Here is a 16,738-nt window from a genome sequence, read left to right as displayed (position 1 = left end):
GGGAACTCCCCCTCTGTCATGGGCACCTGAGAGTTTCACCGTGCGGAACACGGCTTTCACCTTGGGTGAGGCGCGGGTGCGCCTGCTTTCCAGAGTGGCCTCGCGCGAAGCGGTAGTGGGTACCTGAGAGATTCCGGGGAGTTTGCTCCTTCGGTGCCCCACTGCTTGCGTGGGGCTCTCCCGCTCCGGCTCGAACGGCCCGATATGGAGTTGTAAGGACGTGCAGGTGCTGCGGTGCGGCCACCGTACCTGCCGCTTTGCGCGCGAGTCTACCTCTTCCGGCCTACGACACACCCCGAGCCATGACGACGGGGCTACCCCTTCGGGCGCTTCGCCAGCTGAGCCAGTCCTTCGACCGACAGGTCCGGCCACGGCGGACGGCGAAGCACCGCGAGCGTCGAGATGACCGCCGAGGCCAAGCCGATCACCGCGCCCAGCAACGCCAGCCGGTTCGCGTCCACGGCGGGCTCCCACTGGGCCTTGCCGCCGTGGATCACGAACACGCCGACCGGGCTGGGCGCCCCGCCGCGCACACCGGTGACGCGGACGACCGGGATGACCAGGCCACCGTCCGGCGACTCGATCGGCTCGCCGAAAACGCGCTGTGTGACGCCGCCGGACGGCAACCGGGCCAGGCTCTTCCGAAGGTTCATGACGGCCAGCATCTCACCGGGACCGGCCGTCACGCCGGTGTTTCACAGCGGCGTGACGTAGGCGCCCGAGATCCCGCCGTCCACCAGGAACTGCGAAGCGGTGATGAAGCTGGCGTCGTCGCTGGCCAGGAAGGCCACGGCGGCCGCGATCTCCTCGGGCTCGGCGAACCGGCCCACGGGCACGTGCACCAGTCGGCGGGCGGCGCGCTCCGGGTCCTTCGCGAACAGCTCCTTGAGCAGCGGGGTGTTCACCGGGCCGGGGCACAGCGCGTTGACGCGGATGTTCTCCCGCGCGAACTGCACGCCCAGCTCGCGGCTCATCGAGAGCACCCCGCCCTTCGAAGCGGTGTAGGAAATCTGCGAAGTCGCGGCGCCCATCACGGCGACGAACGACGCGGTGTTGATGATCGAGCCCTTGCCCTGGCGCTGCATGTGCGGCAGCGCGGCCTTGCAGCACAGGTACACCGAGGTCAGGTTGACCCGCTGGACCCGGTCCCAGGCCTCGATGCCGGTGGTCAGGATCGAGTCGTCCTCCGGCGGCGAGATGCCGGCGTTGTTGAACGCGACGTCGACCGAGCCGAACTGCTCCACCGCCGTCGCGAACAGGGCCTCCACCTGGTCGGCCTCGGTGACGTCGGTCGGCACGAACAGGCCGCCGACCTCGTCCGCCGCGGCCTTGCCGAGCTCCGGCGTGAGGTCGCCGATCACGATCTTCGCGCCCTCGCTCGCCAGCCGCCGCGCCGAGGCGAGGCCGATGCCGCTCGCGCCGCCGGTGATCACCGCGACGCGGCCTTCGAAACGCTGCACCATCTCTTTCCCTACTCTTCCGTGCTCAGGAAAACGTTCTTGGTCTCGGTGAACGCCGCCGCGGCGTCCGGGCCCAGCTCCCGGCCGAGGCCGGACTGCTTGAACCCGCCGAACGGCGTCCAGTACCGCACCGACGAGTGCGAGTTCACCGACAGGTTCCCGGCTTCGACCCCGCGCGCGACGCGGAACGCCCGCCCGACGTCGCGGGTCCAGATCGAGCCGGACAGGCCGTACTCGGTGTGGTTCGCCATCCGGACCGCGTCGGCCTCGTCGGTGAACGGGACCACCGCGACCACCGGGCCGAAGATCTCGTCGGCGGCCAGCGGGTCGGCCAGGTCCGGCGGGGTGACGACGGTCGGCGCGAACCAGAACCCCGGCCCGTCCGGCGCGCTGCCGCGGAAGGCGACCGGCGTTTCACCGGTGACGTAAGAAGAGACCTTCGCGTGGTGCCCGGCCGAGATCAGCGGGCCCATCTCGGTCTTCTCGTCACCCGGATCGCCGACGACCACCCCGCGCACAGCGGGTTCGAGCAGCTCCATGAACCGGTCGTACACGGTCGCTTGGACGAGGATCAGCGAACGGGCGCAGCAGTCCTGGCCGGCGTTGTCGAACACCCCGTACGGCGCGGTCGCGGCGGCCTTCTCCAGGTCGGCGTCGGCGAACACGACGTTCGCGTTCTTCCCGCCCAGCTCCAGCGTCACCCGCTTCACCTGCGCCGAGCAGCCCGCCATGATCTGCTTGCCGACCTCGGTGGAGCCGGTGAACACGACCTTGCGCACGGCCGGGTTTTCGACGAACCGCTGTCCCACCACCGAGCCCTTGCCGGGCAGCACCTGGAAGACGTCCTCGGGGATACCGGCCTCACGGGCCAGCTCGGCCAGCCGCACCGCCGTCAGCGGGGTCAGCTCCGCGGGCTTGAGCACCACGGTGTTGCCCGCGGCGAGGGCGGGCGCGAAACCCCAGCCGGCGATCGGCATCGGGAAGTTCCACGGCACGATCACGCCGACCACGCCCAGCGGCTCGTGGAAGGTGACGTTCACCCCGCCCGGCACCGGGATCTGTTGCCCGATCAGGCGTTCCGGCGTGGCGGAGTAGTAGTTCAGCACGTCGCGGACGTTGCCCGCCTCCCACCGCGCGTTGCCGATGGTGTGCCCGGAATTGGCGACCTCCAGGAGCGCGAGGTTCTCGATGTCGCCCTCGACGGCGTCGGCGAACCGCCGCAGCAGCCGCGCCCGGTCCCCCGGGGCGACGTCCCGCCAGGCCGGGAACGCCGCCTGCGCCCGGGCGATCGCCGCGTCGGTCTCCTCGGCGCTCGTCAGCGCGACCGACCGCACCACCTGCTCGGTGGCGGGGTTGATCACGTCGAACACCGCCGACGCACTCCCTCCCGCGGAGGCGGCGTCAAGCTCAGTCATGCCTTCTCCTTTGCTGCTTGGACGAGAGCCTGGAACAGTCGGATGTCGTCGGTGTCCTGCTCCGGGTGCCATTGGACCCCGAGCAGGAAGTCTTCGCCCGGCGACTCGATGGCCTCGACGGTCCCGTCGGCCGAGTGCCCGGTGGCGATCAGCCCGTCGCCGAGCCGGTCGATCGCCTGATGGTGGTAACAAAGGGTTTTCGCCTCCGGCCCGAGGATCGCGGCCGCGCGGCTGCCCTCGGTGAGCGAGACGGTGCCGGGCCCGAAGACCGCGGGCGCGGGCTGGTGCGCGGTGTCCCCGACGGTCTCCGGCAGGTGCTGGGCCAGCGTCCCGCCGAGCGCGACGCTCATCACCTGCAACCCGCGGCACACCCCGAGCACCGGCACGTGCGCACGGCGTGCGGCCGCGAGCAGGCCGAACTCGAAGGCGTCGCGGCCCGGGCGGGTGTAGGTCTTCTCGTGCGGAGCCTGGCCGTACCGGGCCGGGTCCACGTCGGCGCCGCCGGTGAGCACCAGACCGTCCACAGTGGAGACGAGCCGGTCGTACGCGTCGCTGACCGGCGGCAGCAGCACGGGAATGCCGCCCGCGGCCACCACACAGTCGAGGTACACGCGGTGCAGCAGCGCGGCTTCGGTGTCCCAGGCCAGGAACTTCGCCTGCTCCACGTACGAGGTGAGGCCGATGACCGGGGCACTGCTAGAGCCGTTCGAAGCCACGGGCCCGCTCCCAGTCGGTGACGGCCTTCTCGAACGCCTCCCGTTCGATCCTGGCGGCGTTCAAGTAGTGCTCCACCACGTCTTCGCCGAACGCAGCGCGCGCGATCTCGCTGGTCGCGAGGGTGCCGGCGGCCTCGCCCAGCGTGGTCGGCACCGTCGGCTTGGCCGAGAAGTAGGCGTTGCCGGTGAACTCCGGCTCCAGCGGCAGCTCGTTCTCGATGCCGTGCAGGCCGGCGGCGATCAGCGCGGCGACCGCCAGGTACGGGTTCACGTCGCCGCCCGGCACCCGGTTCTCCACCCGCAGCGACTCGCCGTGGCCCACCACGCGCAGCGCGCAGGTGCGGTTGTCGGTGCCCCACGCGACGGCCGTCGGCGCGAAGCTGCCGGGCACGAAACGCTTGTAGGAGTTGATGTTCGGGGCGAGGAAGTAGGTCAGCTCGCGCAGCGCGGCCAACTGCCCGGCGAGGAAGTGCTCCATCAGCGGCGAGAAGCCGTGGTCGCCGTCGCCGGCCAGCACGGCGCCGCCCTCGGCCGAGCGGAGGCTGATGTGGATGTGGCAGGAGTTGCCCTCGCGCTCGTTGTACTTCGCCATGAAGGTGAGGCTCTTGCCCTCCTGCGCGGCGATCTCCTTGGCGCCGTTCTTGTAGACGCTGTGGTTGTCGCACGTGGTGAGCGCGTCGGCGAAGCGGAACGCGATCTCCTGCTGGCCGAGGTTGCACTCGCCCTTCGCCGACTCCGGGTACAGCCCGGCGCCGGCCATCTCGTTGCGGATGCGGCGCAGCAGCGGCTCGAGGCGCGCGGTGCCGAGCATCGAGTAGTCCACGTTGTACTGGTTGGCGGGCTTGAGGTCGTGGTAACGCTTGTCCCACGCGGTCTCGTAGCTGTCGTCGAAGACGATGAACTCCAGCTCGGTGCCGACGAACGCGGCCAGCCCCCGCTCGGCGAGCCGGTCGAGCTGGCGGCGCAGGACCTGCCGCGGCGAGACGGCGACCGGGCCGCCCTGCACGCGCTCGACGTCCGCGAGCACCATCGCCGTGCCCTCCTGCCACGGCACCCGGCGCAGGGTGGCGAAGTCGGGGCGGAGCACGAAGTCGCCGTAACCGCTCTCCCACGACGAGATCGCGTACCCGTCGACGGTGTTCATGTCGACGTCCACCGCGAGCAGGTAGTTGCACGCCTCGGTGGCGTGGCCCACCACCTCTTCGAGGAAGTACTCGGCCGAGCAGCGCTTGCCCTGGAGCCTGCCCTGCATGTCGGTGATCGCCACGAGCACGGTGTCGATCGTGCCCGCCTCGACCTGCGCCCGGAGCGCGTCGAGGGTGAGGAAGCCGCGCCTGCTGACCATCGCACCGTCCAAAGGTTTGGATCCGATCCTTTGCGGGTTCTTCCTACCGGGTCAGCCCGGCCGGGTCAATCCGATCAAAGGTATTTTTCAGATCCATTGCGTACCGGTCGCGTATGTCCGGGTTGCCCGGCTGAGAAGAATCTGTGAATCGTGGTGGAATGGGACCAAACTCGCCCTCGCGTGCGTTGGACAGGGCAAGAGAGGTGAGAGGGATGACTGAAGCATTCACGCAGACCACGGCGGGCCGGGCTCAGGCGCGGCCGCAGCTCCCGACCATGCCGACGGGCTGGCCGATCGGCTCCTACGAGTCCTACGAGCAGGCACAGCGCGCGGTCGACCACCTCGCGAGCACGGACTTCCCGGTCACCGACGTGACGATCGTGGGCGTCCAGCCGATGCTCGTCGAGCGCATCGCGGGCCGGATGACCTGGGGCAAGCTGCTCGGCAGCGCGGCCATGTCCGGCGCGGTGTTCGGCCTGTTCCTCGGCCTGGTGCTGAGCCTGCTCAACCCGGCCGCGGGCCTGATTCCGATCCTGCTCGGCCTGGTCGCCGGCGTCGGGTTCAACCTGCTGTTCGGCGCACTGGGCTACGCGGCCAACCGCAACAAGCGCGGTTTCGTCTCGCAAAGCCAGCTCGTCGCGCAGCGCTACGACGTGCTTTCGCAGCCCCGTAACGCCGAGAAGGGCCGCGCTCTGCTGGCGGACCTGTCGGCTCGCTCGGGTCTGCTGCACTGACGTTCGTCCCCCCAGTCCGGGCGTCCGGGTCCTCGTGACCTGGGCGCCCGGACTGTTTTCTGCCCCCGGTCGGCTTCATCGGCGGCCGCGCCGCCCTGGAAGAGATGCAGGAAGACCTGCCTGAACTCCTGCCGCTCGCCCTCCACCGCCAGCGTCTTACTTCAGAAGGCGGCTCACGAGACCCAGTCGTTCATGACCGGGTCGGTAGCTGCTCAAGCGGCCGCTCACTCACAGCGTCGACGAGATGGTCTGGGACGAAACGACCACGCCGCGAGAGATCCTCGACGCGCAGAGTTCGGGTCGTCTTGGCGGTGTGTTTCGGCAGATTCGGCGCAAAGAGAAACGGGGGAGCGGCCCCGACCTCCGCTCCCCCGTTCCCGCGCTGCCCCACCGCACCGGCCGCGCGACCCCCGCCGCGTGACCTCGTGAGTGGAGCAAGACCCTGCACTGCCTTACCCCGCAAGCAGGGCGTGCCCCCGCCGTCGCCCAACCCGCGAGGCGAGACAGCTCCCCGCCACCGCCCAACCCGCAAGCAGGGCAGCCGCTCCACTGCCCTGCCCGCGGGCTAGGGCCAATCCACCCCTACCGCGTAGGCGGAGCGGAACTCGTCGGCACAGCAGAACTCGGCGTCGCCGGGGTCGAGCCGCTTGGTTTCGGGCTTTCCGGTGCACCGGACGGCTTGCTCGGCGGCGCGGGGACCGGCTTGGGGATGGCCGCCGCGAAGGGGACGCCGGTGACCTCGTGGCAGTAGGCGCGGTAGCCGTTGTAGCCGTCGAGGTTGCCGTTGGCGTCCTGCGTGCCCTGCACCAGCTGCGGCCGCGGGAAGCGGTTGTCCACGCCGCGCCGGGCTTCCGTTCCGGTGCTTTGCTCGCAGCCGTAACGGGTGATGGTGAGCGGGCGGCCCTGCTCGTCGTAGAGGTAGACGTCGGTGAGCGGCTTGCCGTCGGCGTCGAACGCGTAGACGTTCTTCAGCTCCTCGTCGCCGTAGCGCAGCTGCTGGTTTCCGTACTGGTCAGAGGCGTACGACGCGCTGTACGGCGTCGAGTCCGGGAAATACGGCGAGTGGCCGACCCGGTCGACCATCGCGCCGATCCCGCCGAAGCCGCCGCCGACCACGAACGCCGACACCGGCACCACGATCCACAGCAGCCGCCGGTCGCCGGACGTGCGCGGGCCCGCCCACACCACCGCGACCGCGGCCGCGATCAGGAACGGCAGCAACAGCAGCGCGTACGAGTGCCGCAGCATCAGGAACAGCCCGAACACCACCAGCACCGCCGCGCAGGCCACCCACCAGGCGGGCTTGAGCGAGCCGAGGTAGGACAGCGTCCGGTCGCCCTTGCGGTCCTCGCGGAACTTGCGCAGCGTGTCGCGGACCCGGACCGCCTCGGGCAGCGCCAGCACGGCCGCGATGCCCCGGCTGTGGAGGAACCACAGGCTCAGCGCGAACACCGGCGCCAGGAGCAACAGGCCCAGCAGTGCGTCCGGGTTGACCGACACCCCCGCGCCGAACGCGAACAGCGCCAGCCCCGCGGCGCAGAACACCAAGCCCCACAAGGCGAATCGGGCCCCGAACAGGCTGTGTTCCTTGGGTGTCTTGAGCACAGTCGTCGCGACACCGTCGGCAGGCGGCGGATAGCCCCCGGACGACCGCAGCTCGGCGGCGTAGCTCTCCGGCGTGCCCAGCCGCTCGATCAGCGCCTCGACCCGCGCCGACGGCCCCAGCTCCACCTCCATCTCGGCCAGATGCGGCCGGACGTCCTCCAGGATCTCTTCGACCTCCCCCGCGGGCAGGTCGGCGAGCGCGGTGCGGACCCTCGCCAGGTACACCCGCACGGCGGTGGGCTTCTCCGTACTCATGCTGCCTCCTGTGTCACGCGGGCCAGCGGCCCAGCGGCACGGATTCGCGTTGCCGTACAAGGGCTTTCCGCGCTCATGCCGCCTCCCCCAACAAATCGTTCATCGTCGACGCGAAGCTCTGCCAGGTCTTGGCCGACTCGGCGAGCCGTGACCGTCCCGGCTCGTTCAGGCTGTAGTACTTGCGGTGCGGGCCTTCCTCGCTCGGCACCACGTACGAGGTCAGGAGCCCGGCCTTGTACAGCCGCCGCAACGTCCCGTACACCGACGCATCGCCCACTTCCTCAAGGCCGGCCACGCGAAGTCTTCGAAGCACGTCGTAGCCGTACCCGTCGTCCTCGCGCAGCACCGCCAGCACAGCCAGATCCAGCACTCCCTTGAGCAGCTGACTGATCTCCACGGCACCCTCCAGTCTTACGTTTGGAACGGTACCACGCATAGCGCAGTAGTGCGCACGGCGGAGGGCTGTTCGGACCATCGGCCCCGCCCGGAAACCCGGCGGTCAGGCCGAAACGCCCAGCTCCCGCTGGGTTTCGCCACGAATCTGGCGCACCACGGCCGAGTGCCGCCACGCCCGGGCCACCCGGACCAGCCAAGCCGCCTCGGCGAGGACGTCCGCGTCGACGGGCTCGCCGGCCGGGCCATCGGCGTCGTCGGGCTGGTAGCGGTGGCCCGCTTCGCTCGCGACCAGGGCCGCGGCCAGTGCCGCCGCTTCGGTGGTCGCGACCACGTCCCCGGCCGGCACACCCGCGCGGCGCGCGAGCGCTTCCACTCGCGAGGGCAGGTCCGGGTCGAAGTACGGCCGCAGCGCGAGGTGCCCGTCTCGGATCTCGATCACGCGGCGGTACAACGCGAACTCCACCCCGCCCAGCCCGCGAGCCGGATCGAGGGCGATACCCGGCACGGCGTCGCGAAGGACCGTCCACAGTGGCTCGATCCGGCGGTAGCCCCGGTACGCGCGCAGCCAGCGCACCGGCGCGGCGAGCGAAGGTCCCCATGCCGACAACGTCGCGCCCGCCACCACCAGCACCACGCACGAAGCGCCCAGCGCGGCCGACGGCAGGTCGTCCGTCGCGTCGACCTGGCCGATCTGCGCGACCTGGCGAAGGTCGTCGAGGTCCCACAGCGTCCACGCCACCGCCGCGGCCACGCCGCCGAAAATCAGCCACAGCCCCAGGCGAAGCGGCCCACCCCGCGCGCGCACGGCGAAGCGCGCGAAGACCGATGCCAGCAGGATCAGGCTCGGCACGCCGTACACGACGAACATCAGCTCGTACAGGAAGTAGTACGGCCGCCCGGCCGGGGCCGCCACGGTGACGTCGCCGGACCGGTCCGGCGAGGCGAGGACGAACAGCACGGCCTCGACCAGCAGCACCAGCCACGTCACCACCGCGTGCCAGCCCAGCTTCGCGCCGTCGCCCAGGCGCATCGACCGCGCGAACGCCACCGCGAAACCGATCGCGCCGATCTTGAACGCGTCGCCGGCGAATGTCGCGAACTGCGCGTACCACTGCGTGTGCCCGGTCAGCGTGTCCATCGCCTCCGTGCCCACGGTGATCCCCAGCGCGATGCAGATGCCGAAGCCGGACAGGTACCAGAGCCGCTTCACCGGCTGGTCGTGTCCCGCCTCCAGCAGCTTGGCGCTGAAGCCGGCGAACCCGAGCACGCAGGCCAGGTACGCCAGCGTCTCGCTCACGGGTGCCGGCGGCGCGGCTTGCCGCCGAACAGGTTGTCCATCCGCGCCATCCCGCCGTCGAAGCCGCTGCTCTCGTCGGCCTCGACCGCCGGGCGGGTGCCCGAGCCGCGGGCGACGCGCTGCGCGATGAGCGACGCGACCAGCTCGGCCTCCTGCTCCTCGACAGCCGTGTACGTGGTCCGGCCGAGCACCCGGCGGACGAGTTCCGCCGAGAGGCTGGGCATCAGCTGACGGCTGGCGGCGGAGTCGATGGCCGCGCCGTCCGCGCCCGCGTCGGAGCCGACGTGGCCGCACAGCAGGTGCCCCACCTCGTGCAGCAGGATGTGCCGGCGGTGCAGCGCCGTGGTGTTCGTCGGGTAGAGGATGTAGTCGGCGCGCTCGGTGCTCATCAGCAGGCCGCAGGGCCCGCCGGACGGGGTGTTCACCGGCATCAGCTCGATGGGCCGTCCCCGGTCGGCGGCGATGCCCGCCACGAACCGCCCCGAGTCGAACGGCTCGGGCAGCGCAGCGGTCTCGGCCAGCCGGCGGCACCTTCGCCACAGCTGTTCACGCTGCCGGTCCGCCACGGCTCAGCCCTCCTTCTGCGCGCCGCCGCGGCCGGCCTCCCTCCGCGCGATCGCGTCGATCATGTCGCTGATCGTGTCGAGCCCATCGGACGAGAGGGTGACCGCGCGCAGGGCCACGTCACGGACCCCCGCGTCGCGCAGCGCGCCCAGGAGGGCCAGCTCCTCGGCGATTTTCACGCTCTGCTCGTCGTCGAAGAAGTATGCCGGAGGAACGCCGAAGAACTGAGCGAGAGCCTCGAGATGGCGCTTCGTGGGATTGTCGCGACGCCCGGTGCGCAGCTGCCAGAGGTACGTGGTGGAGAAGCTCTCCCCGGTCGCCTCACGGCAGGCGCGGGCGACCTCCTCGTGGCTGTACTGCTCGCGGTCGGGCCGGCGCACCACGTGGAACAGCTGGTCGATCTTGCCGGAAAGCGAAGTCTTGCCGGACTCCGTGGCCACCATGCGACGCCCCCTTCAGCTGCTTTTCATCCTAGTTGATGCCCTCCGGGGGCGCATCAACGCGAGCTGCGCGGCCGCGGCTGGCAGCGCGGGCAGGAGTAGGACGAGCGGTTCATGAACGGCTCCCGCCGGATCGCCGTGCCACAACGGCGGCACGGCAGCCCCTCCTGGCCATACGCGTCGAGGGAGCGCGCGAAGTAGCCCGATTGCCCGTTCACGTTGACATACAACGCATCGAACGACGTGCCGCCGGCTTGCAACGACGAATCCATCACCTCGGTGGCAGCGGCGACCAGCGCACGGCCCTGCGCGGCGGTCAGCTTCTCGGTCGGCCGCGCCCAGTGCAGCTTCGAACGCCACAACGCCTCGTCGGCGTAGATGTTGCCGACGCCGGACACCAGAGTCTGGTCCAGCAGCGCACGCTTGACCTCCGTGCGCCGCGAGCGCAACGCCCGCGCCGCCGCGGCCGCGTCGAACCTCGGGTCCATCGGGTCGCGCGCGATGTGCGCGATGGTGCCGGGCAGCTGCTCGCCGTCGGTGGTCACCAGCTCGTCGAGCGCCAGTCCGCCGAACGTGCGCTGGTCGACGAACCGCAGCTCCGGCCCGTCGTCGGCGAACCGGACGCGCACGCGCAGGTGCTTCTCGTCCGGCGCGCCCTCGGGCTGCACCAGCATCTGGCCGCTCATGCCGAGGTGCGCCAGCACCGCCTCGCCGCCGGAAAGCTCCAGCCACAGGTACTTCCCCCGGCGGCGGGCCGCGTCTACCCGCACCCCGGCGAGCCGGCCGGTGAAGTCCTCGGCCCCCAGCACATGCCGCCGGATGGCGCGCGGGTGCAGGACTTCGACCTTGCTCACGGTGCGGCCGGCGACATGGGCTTCCAGGCCGGCGCGGACGACCTCCACCTCGGGTAACTCGGGCATGGCCCCATTCTGCCCGCCGGGTACGACAGTTTCGGACGGGGCGCCGTCACTAAGGTCGTCGGCATGGGTGAGGAAAGCGGGCTGCGCGGCAAACGGGTGCTGGTGACGGGCGGGACCCGCGGGATCGGGCTGGCGGTGGTCCAGGGGTTCGCCCGGGCGGGCGCGACCGTGGTGGCCAGCGCGCGCACGGAGGCCGAACTACCCGAAGGCGTCCGGTTCGTCGCGACCGACGCCCGCGACCCCGAGGACCTGATCCGCCTGGCGCGGGAGGCGGAGCGGCTGCTCGGCGGCGTCGACGTGCTGGTCGACAACGTCGGCACGAGCAAGGGCCACCTCGAAGGCCCGCTGTCGGTGGGCGACGAGGATTGGCTGGCCATGCTCGAAACCAACCTGCTCAGCGCGGTCCGGCTGGACCGCGAGCTGGTGCCGGGCATGATCGAACGCGGCTCGGGCGTGGTGGTGCACGTGACGTCCACGGTGAACCGGTTCCCGCAGGCCGTCGGCGTGGACTACGCGGCTTCGAAGGCGGCGCTCTCCACGTACAGCAAGACCCTGGCTTCGGCGATCGCGGGCCGAGGCGTGCGGGTCAACCGCGTGTCCCCCGGCCTGACCCGGACGCCGCTGGTCGAGTCGGGGATCGAAGGCTTCGCCAAGAAGCTGGGCATCGACTACGAAACGGCGATGGCCGGCTTCGTCGAGACCATCGGCGGCATCCCCCTCGGCCGCCTGGGCGAGCCGGCGGAGATCGCCGCGATGGTGGTCTTCCTCGCCTCGGACCAGGCGAGCTACATCACCGGCAGCGAACTGATCGTCGACGGCGGCCAGCTGCGGGTGGTCTGACCCGCCCCCGGAAACCCCAAAGCCTGCTGCCGCATCCCGTGACGGGAGACGGCAGCAGGCTTTGGGGGAAATCCGGCGACGAAGTCAGCCCTCGGTCTTGGGCTGGTCCTCGCCGTCTTCGATACTGGTGTCCTCGGTGCCGAGCTCTTCGGAAAGCGCGCGCCAGGCCGTCTCGGCGGCCTTCTGCTCGGCTTCCTTCTTCGTGGTGCCGGAGCCGTGGCCCATCGGACGGCCGCCGATGAGCACCGTGGCCGTGAACTCCTTGCGGTGGTCCGGACCGGTGTCCTCGACGCGGTACTCGGGCACGCCGAGACCGGCCGACGCCGTGAGCTCCTGCAGGCTGGTCTTCCAGTCGAGGCCGGCGCCACGCCGCGGGGCCTCCGCGAGCAGGCCGTCGAACAGGTGGTGCACCAGCTTGCGGGCGATCTCGATCCCGTGCGCCAGGTACACCGCGCCGATCACGGCCTCGAGGCCGTCGGCGAGGATGCTCGCCTTGTCGCGGCCACCGGTCAGTTCCTCGCCCTTGCCCAGCAGCAGGTGCGCGCCGAGGCCGCCCTCACCGAGCGCGCGCGAAACCCCGGCCAGCGCGTGCATGTTGACCACGCTGGCGCGCAGCTTCGCGAGCTGACCCTCTGGCAGGTCGGGATGCGTGGTGTAGAGGTGGTCGGTGACGACCAGCCCCAGCACCGCGTCGCCGAGGAACTCCAGCCGCTCGTTCGGCGGCAGGCCGCCGTTCTCGTACGCGTACGAGCGGTGAGTCAAGGACAGTCGAAGCAGCTCGGGGTCGAGAACGACCCCGAGCGCTTCGAGTAAGGCTGCGGGATCCGCCGGTGCGCCACCAGCTGACTTGCCCCCCATGGCCGGCTGCCCGATCAGGCGGGCTCGACGACCTGGCGGCCGTTGTGCTGGCCGCATGCCGGGCACGCGATGTGCTGGAGCTTGGGCTGGCGGCAGGCGCGGTTGGAGCAGGGCACCAGCTGAACCGGAGCCGCCTTCCACTGGCTGCGGCGGGAGCGCGTGTTGGATCGCGACATCTTCCGCTTCGGGACGGCCACGAGTAGATCTCCTTAAAACGGTCTGCTCGCGCCTCGCGAGCGAACTTTCTTCTCCCGGATCGAGCTGGACGCTCGTCAGGCTTGCTCTCCAGAGCCGTGCGCAGGCTTTTCGCCCGCGTTCTCGTCGAAACGATCGACGAGCGCGGCCCACCGAGGATCTATCTTCTCATGCCCGTGTCCGGGCTCGAGATCGGCCCACTTGACGCCGCATTCGGTGCACAGCCCGGCGCAGTCCTCCTCGCACAGCGGCGCGAGCGGAAGCGCCAGCACCACTGCGTCACGGACCGTCGGCTCGAGGTCGATCCGGTCGTCCACCAGACGGGGGATCTCGTCCTCGTCGGTGGTCTCCTCGGTGGCCGAGCCGGGGTAGGCGAACAGCTCGGTGAGGTCGACCTCGACCTCCTCGGTCACCGGGTCGAGGCAGCGCGAGCAGGCGCCGTGCGCGGTGGCCGAAGCCGTGCCGCTGACCAGCACCCCTTCGACCACGGACTCGAGCAGCAGGTCCAGCTCGACGGCGGAGCCCGCGTCGATGGAAATCACGCCGGGCACGCCGAGCGCGACCTCGACCGGGACGCTACGACGCACGTCACGGCTCAGGCCGGCGCGGCGGCCCAGCTCACGGGTGTCGATCACCCAGGGGCTGCGGTCGTCGAGCGGCGCCGGCCGGGCTGGGTCAACAGAGTTCTCAGACATCAGTGACCAGGGTACGCAGGGTGCGCCACCCCTTTGGAGCTGGCCACACCCAAGCGAAGCCGGAGGTCAGACCTGGTAGTCGTACAGGGTCGGGCGGCCGCCGCTGCCGCCGAGGTTCGCCGGGGAGCGCAGGTGGTTGCGGCCCGAGTCGACGGTCCGCAGGGTGGTCGCCAGCAGCTCGGAGAACTCCGCCAGCTTGCCGTCCACGTAGACGTCGCACTCGCCGCGCTGGCGGTCGGCCTCGGCGTGCGCCTCGTCCACGATGCGGGCGGACTCGGCGTGCGCGGCCTGGACCACCTCGGTCTGGGAGACGAGCCGGACCTGCTCGGCGCGGCCGTCTTCGATGGCGCGCTCGTAGGCGTCGCGGCCGGCCTGGATCATCCGCTCGGACTCGGCGCGCGAGCGGTCGGTGAGGTTCTGGTACTCCGCCTGGCCGCCGGCGACCATGCGCTCGGCCTCGTTGTGCGCGTCGGCCATCATCTGCTCGGCTCGGTCGCGGGCGTCGGCCAGGATGCGCTCGGCCTCCGACGTCGCGTCGGACAGCGTGCGCTCGGCCTCCTCGTTGGCCCCGGAGACGGTCTCGCCCGCCTCCTTGCGGGCCGCGTGCAGCACGTCGTCGCGCTTGTCGAGCACGTCCTGGGCGTCGTCGACCTCACCCGGCAGGGCGTCGCGGACGTCGTCGAGCAGCTCGAGGACATCGCCACGGGGCACCACGCAGCTGGACGTCATGGGCACTCCGCGTGCCTCTTCGACGATCGTGACGAGCTCGTCGAGTGCCTCGAAAACCCGGTACACGGCCACTCCCTCAAGCAGAATTCCCCGTTCGCTGCGGTCCAGTCTGCCCGCTGCGGCTGCCGAACCGGTGAACGCGCGCCGGGCTGGGCGTGTCCCTTTCGAATCGCCACCGGGGAAACGACGCCGGGAAACGACAGTGCCGCCCCACCCGGGCGGGCAGGGCGGCACGGGCGCGCGGCCTCAGGAGTTGAGGTCGATGGCCTTGAAGGTGCTGTAGTGGTCGGGGGTGTAGACCAGCTCGCCGGCCTTGCCGGTGATCACGCGGTCGTTCGTGCCCACCGGGAACAGCTGGTAGTAGCCCGCGGCGCAGGCCGGCAGGACACCCTCGCGGTTCTCGTAGGTGGTGCCGGTCGACGCGCCGCCCTTGACGGTGTCCACGACCTTCTGCGCGGCCGCCGACAGGGTGGAGTAGCCGACCTTGGCCAGCTTCGAGAGGTCGCCACAGGCGGCGGTGCCGCCCCCGCCGCCGTTGACGTCGATCACGCTGAACGTCGCGTAGTGGTCGCCGGTGTAGAAGTACTCGCCGCCCTGGCCGGTGATGATCCGGCGGGTGCCGCGGTTGCTCGCGCCGGGCGTCGGCACGGTGTACTCGTGGTAGTACGACGAGGCGCAGGACGGGAGAATGCCCTCACGGTTGGTGAAGACGACGCCGTCGTTCTTCGGGTACGGGAAGGGTCCTCCCGACTGGATCAGGTTGTAGGTGGTCGTCGCCTCGGCGGGCAGCGAGGACAGCGCATTGTGCGAGAAGCCCGAAAGGTCGCCGCAGGAGTTCTGCAGGACCGAAGCGGGCGAGGCGGACGCGGACGGGCCGGCCGGAACGGTGCTCGCCAAGGGAGCGGCCTGCGCGGCCGTCGCGAACCCCAGGAAACCGACCAGCAGCGCAAAAAGGACACCAGCTAAACGGGAACGATGGTTGGTCATTTTCGGACCGTAACCCGATGGGATGGTCCACAGGAGACCGTCAAGTGAACAGTCGCGGCCAACGGCCGAAGTCCCGACGATGGTCGCCGCCCGATCGGGCGAATACGCCCGCTGGACTTGCCGCTGCCCTGCTCAGTCCTGTTTCGGGAAGACCTGCTTGAGCCGCTCGAACACGACCGGCGGGACGAGGCTCTCGATGTCGCCGCCGAGCGCCGCGACCTCCTTCACCAGCGAGCTGGAGACGAAGCCGTACGCCGGGTTGTTGGCCATCAGCAGCGTCTCGAGCCCGGTGAGCTCGCGGTTCATCTGCGCCATCTGCAGCTCGTAGTCGAAGTCGCTGACCGAGCGCAGCCCCTTGGCGACGGCCGAGATGTCGTTCTCGCGGCAGTAGTCGACGAGCAGGCCCTGCCACGAGTCGACGCGCACGTTGGGCAGCTTCGCGGTGATCAGGCGCAGCATCTCCATGCGCTCTTCGACCTCGAACAGGCCCTTCTTGCTCTTGTTCACCCCCACCGCGACGACGACCTCGTCGAAGAGGAGGGAGGCCCGCTCGATGATGTCGAGGTGTCCGTTGGTGGCCGGATCGTAGGAGCCGGGACAGACCGCACGCCGCATGCGGCGGACGCTACCAAGCCGCGGGGCCGCGCGCGCACCACGTGACTACTGCGTCACACCCCTGTTTCCCGTGTCGAACTCCGCCCAGTACAGGGCCGTGTCGCCGTAGCGCTTCTCACGGGTCGGCGTGAAAGCGGCGGGCCAGTCGGGCGCGCCGTCGCGAGCGGCCCGTTCGACCACCACGAGCGCCCCTTCGCCGAGCCAGCCGCCTTCGTCGAGCGCGGCCAGCACACGGCCGAGCGCGGCGGCGTCCACGGCGTACGGCGGGTCGGCCAGCACCAGGTCGAACCGCGTCGGCGCCGGAGCGGCCACCACGGCCTCGACCGGCGCGGCGCGCACAGTGCCGCCGAGGCCCACGTCGGCGACGTTCCCGCGGAGCACGTCGGCGGCCCGGCGGTCGGCCTCCACGAACCACGCGTCGGCGGCGCCGCGGGAGAGGGCTTCGAGGCCGAGCGCGCCGGAGCCCGCGTAGAGGTCCAGGACCCGCGCGCCGTCCAGCTCGCCGGCCACGTCGAGGGCGTTGAACAGGGCTTCCCGCACCCGCTCGGACGTCGGGCGGGTGCCCTTCGGCGGCACCTTCAGCCGCCGCCCGCCCGCCCTCCCGGCCACGATCCTGGTCACTCCCCCATCTTCGCCGAGGCCCGGTCTGTGGTGTTGGGCAGGACATGCTGA

The 16,738-nt window shown here is 70.7% G+C and carries 20 protein-coding genes and 1 riboswitch; of the genes, 2 read left to right on the top strand and 18 right to left on the bottom strand.

The features are described 5' to 3' along the window. Nucleotides 1-100: 100 nt before the first annotated feature. A riboswitch (glycine riboswitch) is annotated at nucleotides 101-193 on the bottom strand. A 121-nt stretch (nucleotides 194-314) separates the two neighbouring features. From BMY97_RS30445 to BMY97_RS30425, 5 genes are read right to left on the bottom strand one after another with little or no spacing between them, the layout of a single operon-like run. Continuing rightward, the gene (locus tag BMY97_RS30445; RefSeq protein ID WP_091623741.1) at nucleotides 315-653 is read right to left on the bottom strand and encodes a hypothetical protein; all 339 of its coding nucleotides are present in this window, start codon (nucleotides 651-653) and stop codon (nucleotides 315-317) included. A 42-nt stretch (nucleotides 654-695) separates the two neighbouring features. Beyond that, nucleotides 696-1,463 (bottom strand): 3-oxoacyl-ACP reductase, encoded by a 768-nt coding sequence (locus BMY97_RS30440; protein WP_091623362.1) that lies wholly within the window; start codon nucleotides 1,461-1,463, stop codon nucleotides 696-698. A gap of 8 nt (nucleotides 1,464-1,471) precedes the next feature. Continuing rightward, nucleotides 1,472-2,875, bottom strand: coding sequence for an aldehyde dehydrogenase family protein (locus BMY97_RS30435; RefSeq protein WP_091623360.1), 1,404 nt, complete (start codon nucleotides 2,873-2,875; stop codon nucleotides 1,472-1,474). Continuing rightward, on the bottom strand, nucleotides 2,872-3,591 hold the full coding sequence (locus tag BMY97_RS30430; RefSeq protein WP_091623358.1) for a gamma-glutamyl-gamma-aminobutyrate hydrolase family protein: 720 nt from the start codon (nucleotides 3,589-3,591) through the stop codon (nucleotides 2,872-2,874). The genes BMY97_RS30435 and BMY97_RS30430 overlap by 4 nt, the downstream gene beginning before the upstream one ends. Continuing rightward, nucleotides 3,572-4,936, bottom strand: coding sequence for a glutamine synthetase family protein (locus BMY97_RS30425; RefSeq protein ID WP_091623355.1), 1,365 nt, complete (start codon nucleotides 4,934-4,936; stop codon nucleotides 3,572-3,574). Before BMY97_RS30425 ends, BMY97_RS30430 begins: the two co-directional genes overlap by 20 nt. A gap of 212 nt (nucleotides 4,937-5,148) precedes the next feature. Between BMY97_RS30425 and BMY97_RS30420 the strand changes: the two genes are divergently transcribed. After that, the gene (locus BMY97_RS30420; RefSeq protein ID WP_091623353.1) at nucleotides 5,149-5,670 is read left to right on the top strand and encodes a YflT domain-containing protein; all 522 of its coding nucleotides are present in this window, start codon (nucleotides 5,149-5,151) and stop codon (nucleotides 5,668-5,670) included. Between the two features lie 582 nt (nucleotides 5,671-6,252). Here BMY97_RS30420 and BMY97_RS30415 read toward each other — a convergent pair. The 6 genes from BMY97_RS30415 to mutM form a co-directional block, all read right to left on the bottom strand. Beyond that, nucleotides 6,253-7,530, bottom strand: coding sequence for a DUF1700 domain-containing protein (locus tag BMY97_RS30415; RefSeq protein ID WP_091623350.1), 1,278 nt, complete (start codon nucleotides 7,528-7,530; stop codon nucleotides 6,253-6,255). A gap of 73 nt (nucleotides 7,531-7,603) precedes the next feature. After that, nucleotides 7,604-7,927: a PadR family transcriptional regulator gene (locus BMY97_RS30410; RefSeq protein ID WP_091623348.1), complete on the bottom strand. Its 324-nt coding sequence runs from the start codon at nucleotides 7,925-7,927 to the stop codon at nucleotides 7,604-7,606. Between the two features lie 102 nt (nucleotides 7,928-8,029). Next, a complete protein-coding gene (locus tag BMY97_RS30405) occupies nucleotides 8,030-9,223 on the bottom strand; it encodes an MAB_1171c family putative transporter (RefSeq protein ID WP_091623345.1) in 1,194 nt (397 codons plus the stop codon). Beyond that, a complete protein-coding gene (locus tag BMY97_RS30400) occupies nucleotides 9,220-9,789 on the bottom strand; it encodes a PhoH family protein (RefSeq protein ID WP_177231613.1) in 570 nt (189 codons plus the stop codon). Before BMY97_RS30400 ends, BMY97_RS30405 begins: the two co-directional genes overlap by 4 nt. Nucleotides 9,790-9,792: 3 nt before the next feature. After that, nucleotides 9,793-10,230: a helix-turn-helix domain-containing protein gene (locus BMY97_RS30395; protein WP_177231612.1), complete on the bottom strand. Its 438-nt coding sequence runs from the start codon at nucleotides 10,228-10,230 to the stop codon at nucleotides 9,793-9,795. A gap of 53 nt (nucleotides 10,231-10,283) precedes the next feature. Beyond that, the gene (gene mutM / locus BMY97_RS30390; RefSeq protein ID WP_091623342.1) at nucleotides 10,284-11,147 is read right to left on the bottom strand and encodes a bifunctional DNA-formamidopyrimidine glycosylase/DNA-(apurinic or apyrimidinic site) lyase; all 864 of its coding nucleotides are present in this window, start codon (nucleotides 11,145-11,147) and stop codon (nucleotides 10,284-10,286) included. A 63-nt stretch (nucleotides 11,148-11,210) separates the two neighbouring features. On the opposite strand from mutM, the gene BMY97_RS30385 reads away from it, so the two are divergent. After that, nucleotides 11,211-11,987: an oxidoreductase gene (locus BMY97_RS30385; protein WP_091623339.1), complete on the top strand. Its 777-nt coding sequence runs from the start codon at nucleotides 11,211-11,213 to the stop codon at nucleotides 11,985-11,987. A gap of 84 nt (nucleotides 11,988-12,071) precedes the next feature. Here BMY97_RS30385 and rnc read toward each other — a convergent pair whose 3' ends face one another. The 7 genes from rnc to rsmD all read right to left on the bottom strand — a co-directional run bounded on the left by rnc (nucleotide 12,072) and on the right by rsmD (nucleotide 16,687). Continuing rightward, nucleotides 12,072-12,845, bottom strand: coding sequence for a ribonuclease III (rnc, locus tag BMY97_RS30380; protein WP_091623337.1), 774 nt, complete (start codon nucleotides 12,843-12,845; stop codon nucleotides 12,072-12,074). Between the two features lie 14 nt (nucleotides 12,846-12,859). After that, nucleotides 12,860-13,042 (bottom strand): 50S ribosomal protein L32, encoded by a 183-nt coding sequence (gene rpmF / locus BMY97_RS30375; protein WP_020661787.1) that lies wholly within the window; start codon nucleotides 13,040-13,042, stop codon nucleotides 12,860-12,862. Between the two features lie 75 nt (nucleotides 13,043-13,117). Further along, entirely contained in the window at nucleotides 13,118-13,735 is a 618-nt protein-coding gene (locus BMY97_RS30370; RefSeq protein WP_091623334.1) for a YceD family protein, read from the bottom strand. A 66-nt stretch (nucleotides 13,736-13,801) separates the two neighbouring features. Then, a complete protein-coding gene (locus tag BMY97_RS30365) occupies nucleotides 13,802-14,530 on the bottom strand; it encodes a DivIVA domain-containing protein (protein WP_091623733.1) in 729 nt (242 codons plus the stop codon). Nucleotides 14,531-14,710: 180 nt separating this feature from the next. After that, nucleotides 14,711-15,451, bottom strand: coding sequence for a ribonuclease domain-containing protein (locus tag BMY97_RS30360; RefSeq protein WP_091623332.1), 741 nt, complete (start codon nucleotides 15,449-15,451; stop codon nucleotides 14,711-14,713). A gap of 132 nt (nucleotides 15,452-15,583) precedes the next feature. Further along, nucleotides 15,584-16,066, bottom strand: a complete 483-nt coding sequence (gene coaD / locus BMY97_RS30355) for a pantetheine-phosphate adenylyltransferase (protein WP_091623329.1) — start codon at nucleotides 16,064-16,066, stop codon at nucleotides 15,584-15,586. A 45-nt stretch (nucleotides 16,067-16,111) separates the two neighbouring features. Next, on the bottom strand, nucleotides 16,112-16,687 hold the full coding sequence (rsmD, locus tag BMY97_RS30350) for a 16S rRNA (guanine(966)-N(2))-methyltransferase RsmD (RefSeq protein WP_177231611.1): 576 nt from the start codon (nucleotides 16,685-16,687) through the stop codon (nucleotides 16,112-16,114). Nucleotides 16,688-16,738 lie beyond the last annotated feature (51 nt).

This window comes from Amycolatopsis saalfeldensis (assembly GCF_900110575.1).
Lineage (GTDB): Bacteria > Actinomycetota > Actinomycetes > Mycobacteriales > Pseudonocardiaceae > Amycolatopsis > Amycolatopsis saalfeldensis.
Note: the sequence above shows the minus strand (reverse complement) of the source record. Positions and strands in the feature narration are given on the sequence as shown.